The organism is Natrinema sp. H-ect4, from assembly GCF_041894845.1.
Taxonomy (GTDB): Archaea; Halobacteriota; Halobacteria; order Halobacteriales; family Natrialbaceae; genus Natrinema.
Map to the genome: position 1 here is coordinate 170,019 of NZ_JBHDYC010000007.1, position 17,766 is coordinate 187,784.

The 17,766-nt window shown below is 64.5% G+C and carries 14 protein-coding genes; 6 read left to right on the top strand and 8 right to left on the bottom strand.

Annotated elements, in window-relative coordinates:
* Positions 1-627 precede the first annotated feature (627 nt).
* Positions 628-2,460, top strand: a complete 1,833-nt coding sequence (locus tag ACEWFR_RS11160) for a Cdc6/Cdc18 family protein (RefSeq protein ID WP_374061090.1) — start codon at positions 628-630, stop codon at positions 2,458-2,460.
* Between the two features lie 324 nt (positions 2,461-2,784).
* On the opposite strand, the gene ACEWFR_RS11165 is transcribed toward ACEWFR_RS11160, so the two are convergent.
* Positions 2,785-3,747 (bottom strand): S26 family signal peptidase, encoded by a 963-nt coding sequence (locus ACEWFR_RS11165; protein ID WP_374061091.1) that lies wholly within the window; start codon positions 3,745-3,747, stop codon positions 2,785-2,787.
* 192 nt (positions 3,748-3,939) lie between these two features.
* The gene (locus ACEWFR_RS11170; protein ID WP_374061092.1) at positions 3,940-4,821 is read right to left on the bottom strand and encodes a S26 family signal peptidase; all 882 of its coding nucleotides are present in this window, start codon (positions 4,819-4,821) and stop codon (positions 3,940-3,942) included.
* Positions 4,822-5,058: 237 nt separating this feature from the next.
* On the opposite strand from ACEWFR_RS11170, the gene ACEWFR_RS11175 reads away from it, so the two are divergent.
* The gene (locus ACEWFR_RS11175; RefSeq protein WP_374061093.1) at positions 5,059-6,696 is read left to right on the top strand and encodes a DNA-directed DNA polymerase II small subunit; all 1,638 of its coding nucleotides are present in this window, start codon (positions 5,059-5,061) and stop codon (positions 6,694-6,696) included.
* A 610-nt stretch (positions 6,697-7,306) separates the two neighbouring features.
* On the opposite strand, the gene ACEWFR_RS11180 is transcribed toward ACEWFR_RS11175, so the two are convergent.
* A complete protein-coding gene (locus tag ACEWFR_RS11180; RefSeq protein WP_098725039.1) occupies positions 7,307-7,744 on the bottom strand; it encodes a hypothetical protein in 438 nt (145 codons plus the stop codon).
* Positions 7,745-7,964: 220 nt separating this feature from the next.
* Here ACEWFR_RS11180 and ACEWFR_RS11185 point away from each other — a divergent pair, with 220 nt between their 5' ends.
* The 3 genes from ACEWFR_RS11185 to ACEWFR_RS11195 all read left to right on the top strand — a co-directional run bounded on the left by ACEWFR_RS11185 (position 7,965) and on the right by ACEWFR_RS11195 (position 11,514).
* On the top strand, positions 7,965-9,143 hold the full coding sequence (locus tag ACEWFR_RS11185; RefSeq protein ID WP_374061094.1) for an aspartate kinase: 1,179 nt from the start codon (positions 7,965-7,967) through the stop codon (positions 9,141-9,143).
* Between the two features lie 170 nt (positions 9,144-9,313).
* Entirely contained in the window at positions 9,314-9,901 is a 588-nt protein-coding gene (locus ACEWFR_RS11190; RefSeq protein ID WP_374061095.1) for a hypothetical protein, read from the top strand.
* A 233-nt stretch (positions 9,902-10,134) separates the two neighbouring features.
* Positions 10,135-11,514, top strand: coding sequence for a tryptophanase (locus tag ACEWFR_RS11195; RefSeq protein ID WP_374061096.1), 1,380 nt, complete (start codon positions 10,135-10,137; stop codon positions 11,512-11,514).
* 57 nt (positions 11,515-11,571) lie between these two features.
* On the opposite strand, the gene ACEWFR_RS11200 is transcribed toward ACEWFR_RS11195, so the two are convergent.
* The 4 genes from ACEWFR_RS11200 to ACEWFR_RS11215 all read right to left on the bottom strand — a co-directional run bounded on the left by ACEWFR_RS11200 (position 11,572) and on the right by ACEWFR_RS11215 (position 13,956).
* A complete protein-coding gene (locus ACEWFR_RS11200; protein WP_374061097.1) occupies positions 11,572-11,940 on the bottom strand; it encodes a hypothetical protein in 369 nt (122 codons plus the stop codon).
* A gap of 96 nt (positions 11,941-12,036) precedes the next feature.
* Positions 12,037-12,489, bottom strand: a complete 453-nt coding sequence (locus ACEWFR_RS11205; RefSeq protein ID WP_374061098.1) for a GNAT family N-acetyltransferase — start codon at positions 12,487-12,489, stop codon at positions 12,037-12,039.
* Positions 12,490-12,546: 57 nt separating this feature from the next.
* The gene (locus ACEWFR_RS11210) at positions 12,547-12,798 is read right to left on the bottom strand and encodes a ubiquitin-like small modifier protein 2 (protein WP_374061099.1); all 252 of its coding nucleotides are present in this window, start codon (positions 12,796-12,798) and stop codon (positions 12,547-12,549) included.
* Positions 12,799-12,861: 63 nt separating this feature from the next.
* A complete protein-coding gene (locus ACEWFR_RS11215; RefSeq protein WP_374061100.1) occupies positions 12,862-13,956 on the bottom strand; it encodes a polymer-forming cytoskeletal protein in 1,095 nt (364 codons plus the stop codon).
* A 166-nt stretch (positions 13,957-14,122) separates the two neighbouring features.
* Between ACEWFR_RS11215 and ACEWFR_RS11220 the strand changes: the two genes are divergently transcribed.
* The gene (locus tag ACEWFR_RS11220; protein ID WP_374061145.1) at positions 14,123-15,115 is read left to right on the top strand and encodes a replication factor C small subunit; all 993 of its coding nucleotides are present in this window, start codon (positions 14,123-14,125) and stop codon (positions 15,113-15,115) included.
* Positions 15,116-15,495: 380 nt separating this feature from the next.
* Here the strand turns inward: ACEWFR_RS11220 and ACEWFR_RS11225 are convergent, their stop codons facing one another.
* Positions 15,496-17,658, bottom strand: coding sequence for a GAF domain-containing protein (locus ACEWFR_RS11225; RefSeq protein ID WP_374061101.1), 2,163 nt, complete (start codon positions 17,656-17,658; stop codon positions 15,496-15,498).
* Between the last annotated feature and the right edge of the window lie 108 nt (positions 17,659-17,766).

Consider the following 17,766-nt stretch of genomic DNA (forward strand, 5'->3'; position numbering starts at 1 on the left):
CATATAAAGATTCGCTTGTATAGACCGTCGTTTCACCCCCTCCCCTCCTTCTGACTGTTCCACCCGAAACGAAGGGGTGGGGGGGTCGGCCGAATTACCCTGTCATGCGACACCTATTCACATGAATAACAATATCCAGCAATCTGTATATTCTCGATGTCCTATTACCCACACCACAGTTACATCACATATCATCTCCTACACTTTCTCTCTCAGAGTCTCACTCTCCGTCTCACTCGAATCTCCACTCTCACTCGATTAGACGGATATCACCCCGCCAAATCACTCCTCCAATAAAGCTCACGCATACGCAAACAAGATATAAATTAGTGATCCGGACTTTCGACGAACTGTTCACTCCGACTGCTGGTCCCACGGAGCCACTACGTCAGTGATCTCTCCGACCGATTCACGGCTCGATCGTCCGCGACCGACGTCGATGTCCCGGCACGGGGCGAGGGGAAAGGAAGAATTTATTAGCGTGGTTTTCCTCTGTTTCGTTTGCATCAACTGGACCCGAACCGAGAAACTGAAACAGTGAATCCTCCTACGGAGGCCATAATACGATGATATTCCTGCTTCCCGGTTCGACACTCCACACGAAATAAGGGGGCTAGTATACGACGGATGTCAGACGACAACTCAGATATCGACGGGTCAGACGAGGTCGAGATCGACGGAACGAGCGGATTCTCGACGAATCTCGAGAAAGCGGATCTCGATGACGAGGAGTCGAATCAGGGGCTGTTCGACGATCTTCTCAGCGGCGAACCCATCTTCGAGAACAAGGAAGTCCTCCGTCCGTCCTATACCCCACACGAACTGCCCCACCGAAGCGACCAAATCAACAAGATGGCGACGATCCTCGTCGCCGCACTCAGGGGCGAAACGCCGTCGAACATCCTCATCTACGGGAAGACCGGGACCGGCAAAACCGCAAGCGCGAAATTCGTCAGCAAGGAACTCGAGAGCACCTCGCAGAAGTACAGCGTCCCGTGTGACGTCGAGTACATCAACTGCGAGGTCACCGATACGCAGTATCGCGTACTCGCACAACTCGCGAACAAGTTCATCGAAAAGAACGAAGAGCGGATCGACGAACGCGTTGCGGAACTCGAATCGCTGCTCGAGGCCCTCGACGAGTACGATGCCGATCTGGAGGCCCGCGAACGTGAGGCGGCCAAAGCGGCCGAGTCGACCGATCTGGCAGACGATCAGACGGCGTCCGATCCGTTCGATTTCGTTTCTGACGACCCGCAAGAATCGATTGCTGACGATTCACCTGGAGACGATAGTAGCCCCAAGTCGGTCGGTTCTCCACCCGAAAAGGAGGGGTCTTCGGATCCCGCCGATCGTTCGAGTCCCACCGACGGCACTGATCTGACAGACGGCGACAGTGCCGATCGGACAGACGGCAATAACACCGATCGGGGAGCCGGCGACGGCACCGACGACGCGTTGGCTGGCGATTCGTCGACGCACTCATCGGACCACCCCCTCGAGTCGACGTCGTTCGAGGACCGCGAGGCTATCGAAGCCGAAATCGACGACCTCGAGGCGGACAAGGAGTCCTTCGAGGAGGTTCCGATGACCGGTTGGCCGACCGACCGGGTCTACAGCGTCTTCTTCGATGCGGTCGACTACGACGAGCGGGTCGTCGTCATCATGCTCGACGAGATCGACAAACTTGTCGAGAAAAGCGGCGACGACACGCTCTACAACCTCTCGCGGATGAACTCCGAACTCGAGAACTCGCGGGTGTCGATCATCGGTATTTCGAACGACTTGAAGTTCACCGACTTCCTCGATCCGCGGGTCAAATCCTCGCTGGGCGAGGAGGAGATCGTCTTCCCGCCGTACGATGCGAATCAGCTGCGAGACATCCTGGAACACCGTTCCGACGTCGCGTTCCAGGGGGGTGCGCTTTCCGACGACGTCATCCCGCTGTGTGCGGCCTTCGCCGCACAGGAACACGGCGACGCGCGCCGCGCACTCGACTTGCTTCGAACGGCGGGCGAACTGGCCGAGCGATCGCAGGCCGAGACGATCGTCGAGGATCATGTCCGGCAGGCCCAGGACAAGATCGAACTCGATCGCGTCGTCGAGGTCGTCCGCACGCTCCCCACGCAGAGCAAGCTCGTGCTCTTCTCGATCATCTTGCTCGAGAAAAACGGCGTCCACAGCATCAACACGGGCGAGGTGTTCAACATCTACAAGCGCCTCTGTGAGGAAATCGACGCGGACGTGCTGACCCAGCGTCGGGTGACGGACCTCATCAGCGAACTCGACATGCTCGGCATCGTCAACGCTGTTGTCGTCTCGAAAGGTCGGTACGGCCGGACGAAGGAAATCAGTCTTTCCGTTCCACTCGAAGAGACGGAGGCCGTGTTGCTTTCCGACTCCCGATTGAGCGACATCGACGACATTCAGCCGTTCGTTCAGGCCCGGTTCGAGAACTGAGGGAACTGACGGCGGCGCCGTTCAACACTGTGGCGCTCTCACCAATAGTGGAAGCGATACCGTTGGACGCCGAGTCGATCACGGGCGACACCGTCTGTTTTCAACGTCTGCTGATCGTCACCCCGTTCTCGAGCGGGTCCTCCAGCCATCAGACACCGTTTACGCGTCCCATTCGTCACGTTCTGCTCGCGATAGAGGCAATGGGTCGACAGTGTTTCGCCCCTTCGTTTCAACTCGAGAGATCGTTGAAAGCTCGGTGGAGGGAGTTCGGGAAAGAGCGCTTGCATTCGAGAACGACCGCTCGAAACGGCTCGCGGTTGGGACTCAGGACCGATAGCGGCCCGCGGCCAGTGCGACACCGGCACTGGCGATGCCCGCGACGCCGGCGAGCTCACCTCCTGATCCCAAGCCGGCTGTGTCGGGGCCGCCGGACGGTGTCGCCGGTGACGGCTGTCCGTGCAGCGCCGGGCTCGAGGGCGACGCGGGAACGAGCATGCCCCCGAGGAGGTTGTCGAAGGTGAGTCGAACCCATCCGAGCCACGGGATTCGGTACTGCGCCTTGCCGCTGATCCACTCGGGTTTGACGATGCCGGAATTCGCACCGCCGCCGATCTGGTCGTAGCCGTCGTTGTGATCGCCCTTGGTGACGAAGCCCGCGTACGGCGCGGGACAGTTGGGGACTTCCTCGCAGGTCGCGTCGCCGACGATTTCCTCGCTGGCTTTCGATTCGACCCAGTGTTCGCCGTCGTCGACCCAGAAGTGCGCCCGATGTATCACCGGCGTCTCGGCCCGGCTGCCGTCAGGCCGAAAGACGATGACGTCTCCGGGGTTACCGAACTTGTTGTAGCCGGTTTCCTGGGCGCTCCGCCGGGTAACGACACCGGTTCCCTCGACGGCAGCGTCGCCGCTGAACCGACCCTCCTCGACGACGAAGATGAGGTCTCCCTTCTGCATGTTCGGCTGCATACTACCGCTCTCGACGGCGACGAGTGGCGGCCAGATACCGCTGACCCCGAACAGGAGGAGGGCGACGACGCCGACGATGGCGACGCTGCTCAGGATATCTCGCGCGATCACGACGTTCTCGTCGTTCGTTTTGAGGAACCAGCGGACGTAGCCGTCGTCCTCGATCGTAATAGCGTCGGAATCGGCAGCAGGCTGTGAATCGGCAGTAGGCTCTGACGGTTCCCGTGATGGCGTCTGGGAACTGTCGGCGCTCGAGGCCGACCGATCACGGTCGTCGTCGCCGGAATCGCCAGGTGGCTTCCCGGAGCTAGGGCCGCTCATCGTCACCCGTTTCACCGGGCCCGGAAATTAACTTTCTGTTCGCGTTACTCATAGACTACTGTCGACGCCACCTCGTTGACTGCCATCGACGCCACCTCGTTGACTGCCATCGACGTCGCCTCGTCGATTCAGTGATCACTGTATTCCACATCGCTTCGTCGACCCCTGATCGACCCGACGGCTCAAACCGATCTACGGATCGCGCTCTCCGGCGATCGCCCCGTACCAGACGAGTGCAAGCGCGGTTCCAACGGCGGCAACGATGATCGGCCCGCTTCCGACGATCGAGCGTATCGAATCGATCGTCAGTCGAATTCCTCCGACCCACGGAACCCGAACCATCGCTTTGCCGGTGACCCACTCGGCGCTGACGACGGTCGTCTCCGCGCCCGATCGCGGCAACTGGTCGTAGGCCGGGTTGGCGTCGCCTTTCGTGACGAATCCATCGTGTGGAGCCGGACACGACGCGATGTCGTTGCAGGTCGCGCCGTTCATGTATGCGGGATCGGCTTTCGTCTCGACCCATCGTTCGCCTCGTTCGACCCGAAACTGGGCGCGATGGATCGTCGGCGTCTGCGTCGAATCCCCGTTCGGAACGAAGATGATAACGTCGCCCGGCTCACCCAATCGCTCGTATCCGGTCTCTCGAGCGCTCTGATCGGTGACGATGCCCGTTCCCGCAACAGCTCCATCGCCGGCGAACCGTCCGTCGTCGGCAATGAAGACGAGGTCCCCTCGTTCGAGGGCGGGTTCCATACTGCCGCTCTCGACGGCGACCATCGGCGGCCAGGCACCGGTAATTCCGAACAGGAAGACGCCGACGACTGCGATGATCGCGCCGATCGTCGCGATATCTCGAACCGCGGTGCCCGTTCGATCCTCGGTCTCGAGGAGCCAGCGGACGACGCCGTCGTCTTCGATCGTGACCGCATCGTCGCACTTTGCTCGAGACCGCGACCCGGCCGTCCGCTCTCTGTCTCCGGGTTTGGACGGCGGACCCGTCTCTGGTCCCGAGGGCGGATCGCGACGGCTGGGCCGATCGCGGTTCCTGTCGTCGGCGTCGGGACCGTCCATTGACGACCGGTTTCTCCGAACCCGGTATCAACTTTCCGGCAAGCTTCGGACTGTTTTCACGTACAGACGGCGGAAGCTGCCGATTTCACAAAATGGCTGGAACGGCCGGAGTTCGCGAGCGGACGGGAGCGCGAGCGGAACCGGAACCGGCCCCGTCCCTTTCGCACCGATCGGAAAACAGACGCGGGGAATCGGGGATTCGCTATCCTTTTGCCGTCCCTCGCGAATGCGGGGTATGTGCCACTCGAGGCCGCTGCCCGACTCGTTAGCGAACTCACGAGCCGCGGGTACAACGCCGAACGCGAGGCGGTGACACGGCTTGCGGCGGCCGAGGATCCGAACGCCGCACTCGAGCGCGTCCTTGAGGACGTTCCGGACGATGCGCTCGTCGTCCGGGCCGATCACGTCGAGTCGGTCCTCTCGCGGAGCGACACCACCGGTTCGCCTCGAACCAACGGCTCCGACACTGGCGATTCCGTCGAATCGGGTACCACGAGCGTCGGGAGCGAAACGGCGGGGCGCAACGCCACTCGAACCGATGCGTCGTCCACCGATTCGACCCCCTCCGTTTCAACTGGAACCGAACGTGCCTCGGGGGGTGATTCGCCCGATCGATCTCCAGTTGAAACGGAGGGGTCTTCCCCAGCGAACCGTCTCGCCGATCCTGCGATCCGTTCGCTCGAGATCACCGGGGATATGACGGGTGAAAGCACGGGGACCGGCGAGTACAGCGATTTCGTCTCCGTCTTTCGGGACCGCCTTGAGCGGCTCGGAGCGAAATTACGAGGCCGGGTCAACCACCGTCCGGCGACGGCCATTCAGGGAATGCCGGGCGGGAGCGACGCCGCGATGGTCGGCCTGGTCAACGACATCCGATCGACTGCCAGCGGCCACTGGCTGATCGAACTCGAGGACGCGACCGGGACCTTCCCGTGGCTGGTGATGAAAGATCGCGAATACGTCGATCTCGTCGACGAACTACTCTGCGACGAGGTGGTTGCGATGGAGGGGACGCTGGCGGACGATTCGGGGATCGCGTTCGTCGACTCGATGTACTTCCCGGACGTGCCCCGCACGTACGAGCCCTCGACCGCGGATCGCCACGTCCAGGCGGCCCTGATCAGCGATGTTCACGTCGGCAGTCAGGAGTTCATGGCCGACGCGTGGAACGCCTTCGCCGACTGGCTCCACACCGAGGAGGCCCAGCACGTCGAGTACATGCTGCTCGCGGGCGACATGGTCGAAGGTGTCGGTGTCTACCCGGATCAGGACGAGGAACTCGACATCGTCGACATCTACGAGCAGTACGAGGCGTTCAGCGAGCATCTCAAGAAGGTGCCGGGTGACATCGAGATCGTCATGATCCCCGGCAACCACGACGCGGTTCGGCTCGCGGAACCCCAGCCCGGGTTCGACGAGGAACTCCGGGAGATCATGTCCGCTCACGACCCACAGATCGTGAGCAACCCGTCGACGGTGACCCTCGAGGGGGTGTCCGTCCTGATGTATCACGGCGTCTCGTTGGACGAGGTGATCGCGGAACTGCCCGAGGAGAAGGCAAGCTACGACGACCCGCACAAGGCGATGTACCACCTCCTTAAGAAGCGCCACGTCGCCCCGCAGTTCGGCGGCCACACCCGGCTCGCACCCGAAGAAAAGGACTACCTCATTATGGAGGAGGTTCCCGACATTTTCCACACCGGTCACGTTCACAAACTCGGCTTCGGGAAGTACCACAACGTGCTCGCGATCAACTCCGGCTGCTGGCAGGCCCAGACCGACTTCCAGAAGAGCGTCAACATCGACCCCGATGCCGGCTTCGCGCCGATCGTCGATCTCGATACGCTCGACGTGACGGTACAGAAGTTCAGTTGAGAGGTCCGGTATCGCGTCTCTTCTCGATTACCTGTTCGGTAAGTCGTGTGAATGGAACGGTGTGTTCAGGCGAGGTCAAGTGAGACGAAGTGTCCTGCTATCGTGGCAACACGGAGTAGCCACACCCTCCCCAACCGATTTCTCCTCACGGGTGCTTCGCACCCGTCTGCTCACGGCGGCTCCGCCGCCGTTCGCATGGTATGCGAGACCTCCGGTCTCGCACTATTCGGATGGTTCGCGGGACCGGAGGTCCCGCGCTAACGCTCAGTCATTCTTTCTTCGCTCATCCACATGAAGACGCTTCGCGTCTTCCAAGCCTTTGTTCACTCCGTTCACGAAGACCCCGCACGGCTTCGTGCCGCGGTTCACAGTGATTCGCGGCTCCCTGCGGTCACCGCTCACACCATCGAGGCCGTCACTTCGTTCAGGCCTCGCAGTTCACCGCGGCCCAGCGCGCGCCACCGTACGCCGGTTGACCAGTACTCGTGTGAGACGTCTTTCCCCCGTAAAGACAAGAAACGCGCTGTGGCTGCGGGCGTCGATAGTGTCACGTTAGCACGGCTGACCAGTGCTCGAGGCGCGGATCACAGCGCAGGTCGTTCGCCGTCGGTCAGGGCTCGAGTCGAAACCGAACCGTCGGGGCTCCGTCGAAGCGGGGGCCGTGACCGCGCCGCTCGAAGCCGAGCGCCTCGGCGGCGGTCTCGATGGGGGTCGCATCCCGCGCGGCGAGCACTTCGACGGCCATCGACTCGCGCTCGGCGAAGCGCACCGGTTCGGCCAGCAATCGCTCACAGGCCTCGCTCGTGCCGTCGAGTTGCGTGACGTGAACGGTGTCTTCGCGCGCGTCGAAACTAATGAAGCCGAGCAAGTCCTCCGGATCGGAGCCGCCGTACTGCGAACTCGAGACATCGGCGTTCGGATCGTGACTCCCGTCCTCGGCGACGCGCACCGTGCGGTCGTGGACGAGATTCCGCATCACGTCCGTGGGGGAGTCCGCGATCGACGCGAGCGCGTCCGCGTCCGCCTCGAGTGCGTCCCGTACGTTCATCGACGTGTGGTAATGCGACGCACAACAATAAATCCCGGTCGCGACCGCCCCGCGTGACTGGTTCGACGACTGTCAATTTTCGCGCGTCCTCGAGTCGAATCAGCCCCCGCTCGGGGACTGGTAAAAGTGCGATCGATGGGACACAGTTATCTGCCCGCTCTGGTAACGGATCGAGTATGAGTCACAGTATCGCAAAGCGGGCCGTCTCCGAGGTGGCAGTATGCGCGTTGTAGCGAAATTCGGCGGGACGAGTCTCGGCAGCGGCGACCGGATCAACCGCGCCGCGGACTCGATCGCTGCGGCCGTCGAGGACGGCCACGAGATCGCCGTCGTCGCCAGCGCGATGGGGTCGACCACCGACGAACTGCTCGACGAAATCACGTTCGAAACCGACGAAGCCGACCGCGCCCAGATCGTCAGCATGGGTGAGCGGACGTCGGTTCGGATGCTCAAGGCCGCACTATCGGCTCGGGGTATCGACTCGGTCTTCCTCGAGCCCGGTAGCGACGAGTGGCCCGTCATCACCGACGAGTACGGCGAGGTCAACGTCGAGGAGACCCAGCGGCGCGGTCAGGAACTCGCCGAGAAGCTCGACGGGACGGTGCCGGTCCTCACCGGCTTCCTCGCCGAAGGCCCCGACGGCTCGATCACGACGCTCGGCCGGGGCGGCAGCGACACCTCGGCGGTCATGCTGGGCAAGTACATGGACGCCGACGAAGTCGTCATCGTCACGGACGTCGAGGGCGTCATGACGGGCGACCCCCACGTCGTCGAAGGGGCTCGCAACGTCGGCGAGATCTCGGTCGACGAACTCCGGAACCTCTCGTTTCGCGGGGCCGAGGTCGTCGCGCCCTCCGCGCTTTCCTACAAGGACGGGACCCTCGACGTGCGCGTCGTCCACTACCAGCACGGCGACCTGCTGTCGGGCGGGACGAGCATCGAAGGCGAGTTCAGGAACCTGGTCGACCTCCGCGAGCGCCCGCTGGCCTGTCTGACCGTCGCCGGCCGCGCAATTCGGAACCAGCCCGGCGTCTTCCATCGCCTCTCGGCTGCCCTGCACGAGAGTGATGTCAATATCGATGCCGTCGCAAGCGGGATGGATACGATCACCTTCTACATCGACGAAGAGGAGGCCGAACGCGCCGAGAACATCCTCCACCGGGAGGTCATCGCCAGCGATGAACTCTCGAGCGTCACCGTCGATTCGCCGGTCGCCGTCATCCGAGTGACCGGCGGCGAACTTCCGAACCAGCCGGGGATCATCAGCGAGATCGTCAATCCCCTCTCCGAGGCCCGGATCCATCTCAACGACATTATCACCAGCGCGACCAGCGTCGCCCTCTTCGTCGACTGGGACGACCGTGAGGAGACCCTCGAGCTGACGCAGAACCTGTTCTAATCTGCTCGAACGCGTTCGGTCCTCCCTCTCGAGATCACCGTTGTTCTCCTCGCCTCCCCGTGGAACCCGATCAGTTCCCCTTTGTGAACGTCACTGATCCGAGAGTATACGGTCGGTAATACAGTAGTAACGCCATCGTAACGAAGGGGGGAAACGGTGGAGCGGGAACCATGGGCACCGATTCGACGGCGAGGGAGGTCTTCGAGGAAATCGATCCCGATCCCGACGCGATTCTCGAGGCGAACGACGCGGAGACACCGGCCGAACTCGTCGAAGGCGGCGGGAGACACGAGACGCAGTCCGACGATGTCGTCGACACGACGGCGACCGAACTGTTCGCCGACCTCGAGGCCGTCGAAACGGCGGACGCGAACTCCCGAGATACCGATCCCGGCGAGACGGATCGAACCGACGAGGACGACGATGCGTCCGCGACTCGAGCGGCCCTCGAGTTCGAATTCATCGGTGATTCGGACGTGATCGTGCGCGACGACGGCGCCGTCGTCGACGCGACGGCGGCCGAACTCGACGCGCTCACCGCAACCGACCCGACCTCCGCCCGGGCGACCGGCTCCGACGAGCGTGTCGAAACGACCGCATCCACGAACGCCGGCTCGGCCGATACTGCGGTCGCCTCGTCGGGCACGCTCACCATTCGCGACGGTAGGGCCGACGACCTGCAACTCGTCGGCCCTGATCCGACGCCAACGCGGCTCACCGACGACGCTTTCGACAGCGCCGCGATCGACGATCAGTGATTCTCCGACGGAAAGAGTCGAGCCCGGCCGCCCCGCTATTGCCACTCCTGCCAGCGATGGTCTCGCCGTCATCGGTCACGTCCGCGAAAGTTCCGCCGCCATCGATTCCGTCCACGATGGTCTCGCCGGTTCCGTCCATCGATGCGCCGATCCGTCCGGAAGGGGCCGTCTCGAGCCGTTGACGGTCACAAGACGCCAACTAGACTGAACACGCGCGGCGGTGTCGAACGACTATGGTCGCCTACAAGTCGAAAGTAGTCGAACGGATCCGCCTCCCATCGAGAGAACAGCGAGAACGAGCGCTCGAGGACGCCGGGTACAACGCGTTCAATCTCTCCGCTGACGACGTCTTCATCGATCTCCTGACCGACAGCGGGACGGGCGCGATGAGCGACGATCAGTGGGCCGCGCTACTCCGGGGCGACGAAGCGTACGCCGGGTCGGCGAGCTTCGATCGCCTCGAGTCCGCGGTCGCGGACGTGATGGGATTCGACCGCGTGGTGCCGACCCATCAGGGCCGCGGTGCGGAAAACGTTCTCTACGGAACTCTCCTCTCCGAGGGCGACGTCGCGCTCAACAACACCCACTTCGACACGACGCGAGCGCACGTCTCGAATCAGGGCGCCGATCCGATCGACTGTCCCGTGTCGGGCGCTCACGACCCGGAGACGGACGAGCCGTTCAAGGGAAACTTCTCGCTCGAGGAGGCGCGAGCGGTCGTCGATGAGGTCGGTCCGGAGCGCGTCCCGCTGGTAATTCTGACGATCACGAACAACTCGGCGGCGGGCCAGCCGGTCAGCGTCGCAAACACCCGTCGCGTTCGGGCGTTCGCCGACGAGATCGATGCGACGTTCGTGATCGACGCCTGCCGGTTCGCGGAGAACGCCTACTTCGTGACCCGGCGCGAGGACGAGTTCGCCGACGCGACGGTGGCAGAGGCGGCTCGCGAGCAACTCGGAGAGGCCGACGCGCTCGTCATGAGCGGGAAGAAAGACGGGCTGGTGAACGTCGGCGGCTTCGTCGCGACCGACGACGAGTCCCTCTTCGAGCGGTGCAAACAGCGCGCGATCCTCTACGAAGGCTTTCCGACGTATGGCGGGATGGCCGGCCGGGACGTCGCCGCGATGGCCGTCGGCCTGCGCGAGGCCGTCGAGGAATCGTACGTCGAAGACCGGGTCGGACAGGTTCGCGAACTCGGCGCGATGCTCGAGGAGATCGGGCTCCCAGTGTACACGCCGACCAGCGGGCACGCGGTCTATATCGACGCGGGAGCGACGTTTTCGGAAATTCCGGCCGACGAGTTTCCGGGACAGGCGCTGGTCTGTGAACTGTATCGAGAAGGCGGGGTTCGAGGGGTCGAACTCGGGAGCTTCGCGTTTCCCGAGACCGACCGGCCGGAACTGGTTCGGCTCGCGGTCCCGCGCCGGACCTACCACCGGGAGCACTTCGATCACGTCGTCGAGACGGCCGCAGCCGTCCTCGAGAAGCGCGACGAAGTCTCCGGACTCGAGATCGTCTCCGACCCCGCAGTCCCGGAAATCCGTCACTTTTCGGCGGCGCTCGAGCCGCTGTCCGCCGAGCCCGCGGCTGCGACTGGCACGAATACCGACTGACTGTGAGCGGAGGATAGCCGGGACTGACTGTGAGCGGAGGACCGACGGATCGGGTCGCTACAGGCTCGAGATAACGCCTCGGGCGCGATCCCGGAGCGTCGGTTCCGGCTCCGGCTCTGCTCTGCCAGCGAGTCGCTGCTTCGCGATGGACTGGACCCCTCTCGAGGCGGCTTCGGAGTTCATCACGTCGGCTGCCCAGTTCGGGAGCTGGGATTCGAGCTCCTGTCGTTTCTGTGCTTTCATCCGGCTGAACCGGCGCAGTACGTACCCGACGCCGAGGAACAGGCCGGCGTCGAGTAGCTCGCGCCGGAACCGCTCTCGATCCTTTCGGACCGCGATCGCTTTCGCGAGCGAGAGTGCACCGATCGCTAGATAGACCTTCGAACTCTTCGATGGATCGCCGCTGAGCATCCGTTGAAGCGCCATGCGGAGGTGGCTACCACGTTCTCTCGGATAAAACTCCGCTGGCAGGCGACGGGTCGCGTCGTGGATCGGGACCGGACAGTCAGACGCGGACCGCGGTCAGACGCTGTCGGTCGCGACCACGACACCGGAGTGACGTTGCTCGTCGATCGGCTCGATCGAAAACCCGAGGCGCTCGTAGAACGGCCGGACGCGGTCGTCGAACCGGGCCGTCAGTCGGCCTTCGCGCTCGAGGCCCCGCTCGATCAGCGCCCGGCCGATGCCGTGACCACGGTGGCGACGCCGGACACCGATCGCGCCGACGTGGGCCCCGGACTCGGCGTCGAGGGGTTCGAGAACGACCGTGCCGAGGATTCGCTCGGTCGCGTCCGGGTCGTCTGCGGAAGCGGTCCCATCGTCACCGGCGCTTGCCGTGCCACCCCGTCGATCACCCGCGACGAGGACGTCACCGGCATCGATCCGGCTCTCGACGTCGCCCGGCTCGAGTAACGCCGCGTCGAGGATGCGCCGGACCTCGAGGGCGTCGTCGGGGGTGGCCGTGCGGACGAACATTCGTCAGGAGGGTCGATCGGCGCGGGCTAACAACGCGTCGATTTCGGGTCGATCGAATCACCCGCCCTTAATGAGCCGTAACACCGTCACGTGGGCGCTTTCGACCGGCTGATCCTCGGGGACCGGGCGACCGTCGACGAGGACGCTCACCTCGTGGGGACTCAGGTCGATCGCGCGGAGCAGGTCCGCGTAGGTCGGCGTTGCGTCGGGACCGCCAGCGGCGTCAGCGTTGGCATCCGCAGCCCCTGCCACCGCCTCGAGTTCGAGTTCGTAGGTATCCTCACCCTTGACGTCGACGGTGACGTGCATACGCCGCGTTACGGGGCGGCGGCCTTGAGCGCGTCGCTCCGCGCGCTGGCGAGCCCCGTACTGTCAGTCCGTCGTCGGCTCGTTCGGCCCGGAACCGACCCGCTGCTCTCGCTCTCGAGCGTGTCGTCGATTGCTGAACAGCGCGCGAGCGATCGCGCCCACACCGAGCAGGAGGACGACCAGACTGATCACCTCGCCGACGACGGGGACGGGCAACTGAGAGAGGAGGGCACCGGCGAGCAGGCCGACGACGAGTGCGAGCCAGCGGTTGCCGAGACCGACCAGCGAGAGGAGCCACGCGGCCACGGCGAAGCGGCCGTAGATGATTCCGATCCAGAGCAGCAGGGCGAACACGAGCCCACCGACCATCGACAGCGGGATCCCGACGACGGTGATCGCGAGCGCGATCAGGAGGATCGGGATCCCCACGAACACCCCCAGCCCAACCAGCCCGGATCGGAGGGGGCCCGTCGCGACGCGATCGGCGACGGTGTCGGAGAACCGCGGGAACAGCGCGAGCAGAAGGGCACCGAGCAGCAGATTCACCGCGAAGGCGTAGGCGGTGAACAGCCACGACGCGAACGGCTGAATCGTCGGCGCAACGTCGACCCCGAGCGAGGAGTCCTCTCGAACCTCACCCGCGACAGCATCGGTGTTCCCCTCGAGGTCTCCGTCGTAGCGCAGATCGCCCGCGATTGAGGCACTCTCGCCCAGCCGGATCGTCTCGGCACCGATTTCGGCGTCGCTCTCGAGCGTGCCGTCGATCGTCGCGCTCCCGACCCCGGCCATGACGGTGCCGCCGACGGCCCCGCTCTCGGTGACCGTGAAGCTCCCCGCGCCGACCTCTACGTCGCCGTCGACGGTTCCGGCGATGGTGACGCTCCCGGCGGCGGCCTCGAGGTCACCATTGATCTGCCCCGTTTCTTCGATTCGAACGTCGCCCCCGACGGCGCTGACGTCGCCGGTGACGGTGCCTTGGACGACGATGCTTCCGCCGAAGGCCTCGAGGCTATCGACTGTCTCGCCTTCTTCGACGACGATCGTTCCACCGGTTCGGGCGTCAGACTGGGCGGCGACCGTCGCCGGGACGGTCCCGAAAACGACGAGGGCGACCAGCACTGCGACGGCGAATCGTGATAGTGAGTCGTTTCCGAGCATGACGTGTATTCTTTCCTCGAGTAGGGTCTAAAACCCGGTACCACGGTTTCAGTGCCGGAAACCGTCCAGTTCCGTGATTTGTCCATCACTGATGACAGAGCCACCGGCGATCCTGCCCGAAGCCGACCTTCGGTCGTTTTATCTTCGGGCCACCCCTTCGGCCGGTATGAGCGAGGCCGACGCCGAGGCGGCGGAGCCCACCCCCGGCAAGACCGAAGTCTGGATCGAGAAGTACCGCCCGGAGCGACTCGACGACATCAAGGGCCACGTAGACATTGTTCCGCGACTCAAAAATTACGTCGAGCAGGACGATCTTCCCCACCTTCTTTTTGCGGGTCCAGCTGGTACAGGAAAGACGACAGCAGCGAAGAGCATCGCTCGAGAGGTCTACGACGACGACTGGCGGGAGAACTTCCTCGAGCTCAACGCCTCCGACCAGCGCGGGATCGACGTCGTCCGTGACCGAATCAAGGACTTCGCGCGCTCATCGTTCGGCGGCTACTCACACCGCATCATCTTCCTCGACGAGGCTGACGCGCTGACCTCTGACGCCCAGTCTGCGCTGCGCCGGACGATGGAGCAGTTCTCGAACAACACCCGCTTCATCCTCTCGTGTAACTACTCGAGCCAGATCATCGACCCCATCCAGTCGCGGTGTGCGGTCTTCCGGTTCACCGAACTCTCCGAAGACGCCATCGAGGCGCAGGTTCGGGAGATCGCCGCGAACGAGGACATCGACGTGACGGACGACGGTGTCGACGCGCTGGTCTATGCGGCCGACGGCGACATGCGGAAGGCAATTAACGCCTTGCAGGCCGCCGCAGTGATGGGCGAAACCGTCGACGAGGAGACCGTTTTCGCGATCACCGCGACGGCCCGCCCCGAGGAGGTCGAGGCGATGGTCGGCCACGCCATCGACGGCGATTTCACCGCTGCTCGAGCCGCCCTCGAGGACCTGCTGACCGAGCGCGGCCTCGCCGGCGGTGACGTCATCGACCAGCTCCACCGCTCCGCCTGGGAGTTCGACATTCCGGAGCGGGCAACGGTCCGCTTGCTCGAGCGCCTGGGCGAGGTCGATTACCGGATCACCGAAGGCGCGAACGAGCGGCTGCAACTCGAGGCGATGCTGGCGTCGCTGGCGCTCGAGAACGAGGCCTGAGACGGGCCGTTTGGCCTGTGTGCTGGCACATCCGTCTGGCGGGTTTCGGGTGCGCCGGAACTGACGGAGAGTAGTCCGTACGAAGGGGAAACTGTGTGAATGGAACAGTAGGTTTTGGCTGGAATACAGTGAACGAAGTGTCCTGCTATCGTGGCAACAGGGGATCGCCACGCCCTCCCCAGCCGATTCGTTCGCGCCTCACGGCGCTCACTCATCCCTCGCACGGCTTTATACCGCGGCTCACAGTCTGTTCGCCGCGGCCCAGCGCGCGCCACCGCATGCCGGTTGGCTGGTCTAGAGTGAGACGCGGCTACCCTGAAACGAACGGCTGAGTTACAGCCGGTTCAAGCCGTCTACCGCTGGTCAAATCCAGAACGGAGTCACTCTCCCTCCACGTCGGCCGGTTCGACCCCGCGAAACGAGACGGTGAGGCGACCGTTTGCTTCGGCGACGCCGACATCCCAGCCGTGGGCGTCGGCGATCCGTTCGACGGTGCCGAGCCCGAAGCCGGTCCCATCCGCCGCGGCCACCTGGTCGGAGACGGGATCCGCCTCGAGATCGGCGTCCGTCTCTGCGGTGGCCGGGTCGCGGCGAGCGACGGCGAAGCCGTCGTCGGTCGCACGGACAGTGACGACCGGCTCGTTCTCGATCGCTTCGTCGACGACGGCCATCAGCAGCGATTCGAGTAGCTCCCGCAAACGCGCCTTGTCGGCCTCGAGGACGCGGTTATTCGCCGCCCGCGTGACGAGCCGCGCGTCGCCGGTGTCGATGGCGACCCAGGCCCGCCGCGCCACGTCGTGGACGGCGACGGGTTCGGTCTCGACGAGGACGTCGTCCTGTCCGGCGATCGCGACCAGCCGATCGACGGATTCCCGCAATCGCTCCTGTGCATCGTCGACTGCCGCGAAGTGCTCCCGATCGCCGGTTTCCTCGGCAATCTCGAGATAGCCGCGGGCGACGTTCAGCGGCGTTCGTACGTCGTCGTCGATCAGGGCCGCGATCGTCTCGAGACGCGCTTTGGCGGCGGCCAGTTCACGTTCGCGACGGCTGTGCTCGGTGACGTCGCTGTAGACGATCAATCCCTCGGGGTTGTGGTCTGCGTCCTCGGTGGCTGCGTCACCGTGTTCGTCCCCGTCGGCGTTCACAGCGAGGGGGACCAGCGTGAGCAGGAACTCGCGGACGCCGTCGACGGTCTCGCGCCGGCTGCCGAGCTGGCGCCGCTCGCCCGCCCGCAGCGACTCGAGGAGCGTCGCCCGTCGCCGCTCGAGACCCGGCGGGACGGTCGACTCGTCGACGGAGTCGCCGACGATCGTTTCGGGGTCGGTGCCGAACACGTCGGCGAAGGTGTCGTTGACGCTCTGCACGACTGGCTCTCCGTCGACGATCTCGCACCTGACAGCCGGTTCCGGAACGTTCGCGAAGAGCGTTCGATATCGGTCGCGTTCGGCTGCTAGCTCGTCGCGTTCGGCTGCGAGTCGGTCGCGCTCGGTCCGCAGTCGGTCTCGTTCCCGACGCAAGCGCTCTCGCGCCGTGGTATCGGTTGCGTCGGCGTCGAGTCGTTCGAGAACCGACGTGGCGATCCGGCCCCACGCCGCCAGGGCGTCGCAGTCGCGCTCGGCGAACGCGGCCGGCGCGTCGGCGGCCACGTGCACGATGCCGACGTCGCCGACCGGGACGCAGTACAGCGACTTGACCCCCTCGAGCGGGGTCGCTAGCCGATCGTCGGTCGGGAGGTCGTCGATCCGGAGCGACTCTCCCGTTCGGAGGACGTCCCCGAGCGGTCCCGCACGCGACAGCGACTCGAGCGCGTCGGCCGAGATCCCCGGCGCGGTCGTCCGCGGGACGAGGTCCCCGAAGCGGACCGTCGACAGCCAGCAGTACTCGTGCTCGAGCGCGTCGGCCGCGATTTCGACGAGCAATTCGAAGAGCCGATCGCGGTCGCGACAGGCGACCAGTTCGGGGATCGACTCAAGAAGTACGTCGGCCGGTCGACGACTCGGTGGCGTCGGTACACCGGCCATCGCGATCACGTCGTCGTTGGTGTCGGATTCGGCCTTGGCGTCGGTGTTGGATTCCGCCTCGGTGTCGGTTTCGGCGTCGGTGTCCGGATCCGCGTCGATCTCGCGCCCACCGGCGTTTCCGGTGGTTCCGACACCGCCACAGACCCATTCGATCTCGTCCGCGAGGTGGGAAACGGCGTCGTCGGTATCGCGGCGGACGTAGCCGTCGATGCCGTCGGTCGACCGGGCGGCCGCGGGCGCGTACGACGCCTCGGAAAAGAGGATCACGGGCGCGGAGCCACAGGCTTCGACCACTTCGAGCAGGTTCGACCCCGCCGCGGTCGTCGGCGTCTCAGCGAAGACGACGCAGTCGGATTCCGGCGCCCAGGTACGGATCCGGTCGACTTCGGTCACGGCGCGGACCGACCGTTTCGGGCCAGACTCGAGTCGCTCGAGTGCGACGGCACCGTCGCTGGCGGCCGTTTCCGAGGCGGCCACGTAGAGCACGGTTCGCGGTCGGGTGTTCGCTGGCGGATTCGCCATGCCGTCGCCGTTCAATTGTCTGTGTGGCGTGACTGTCCCGTCCGATAAAACTCTGTTGTGCATATCGAACACTGAGTTGCGGGCGGGAATCGACGGACCCCGTTCGCG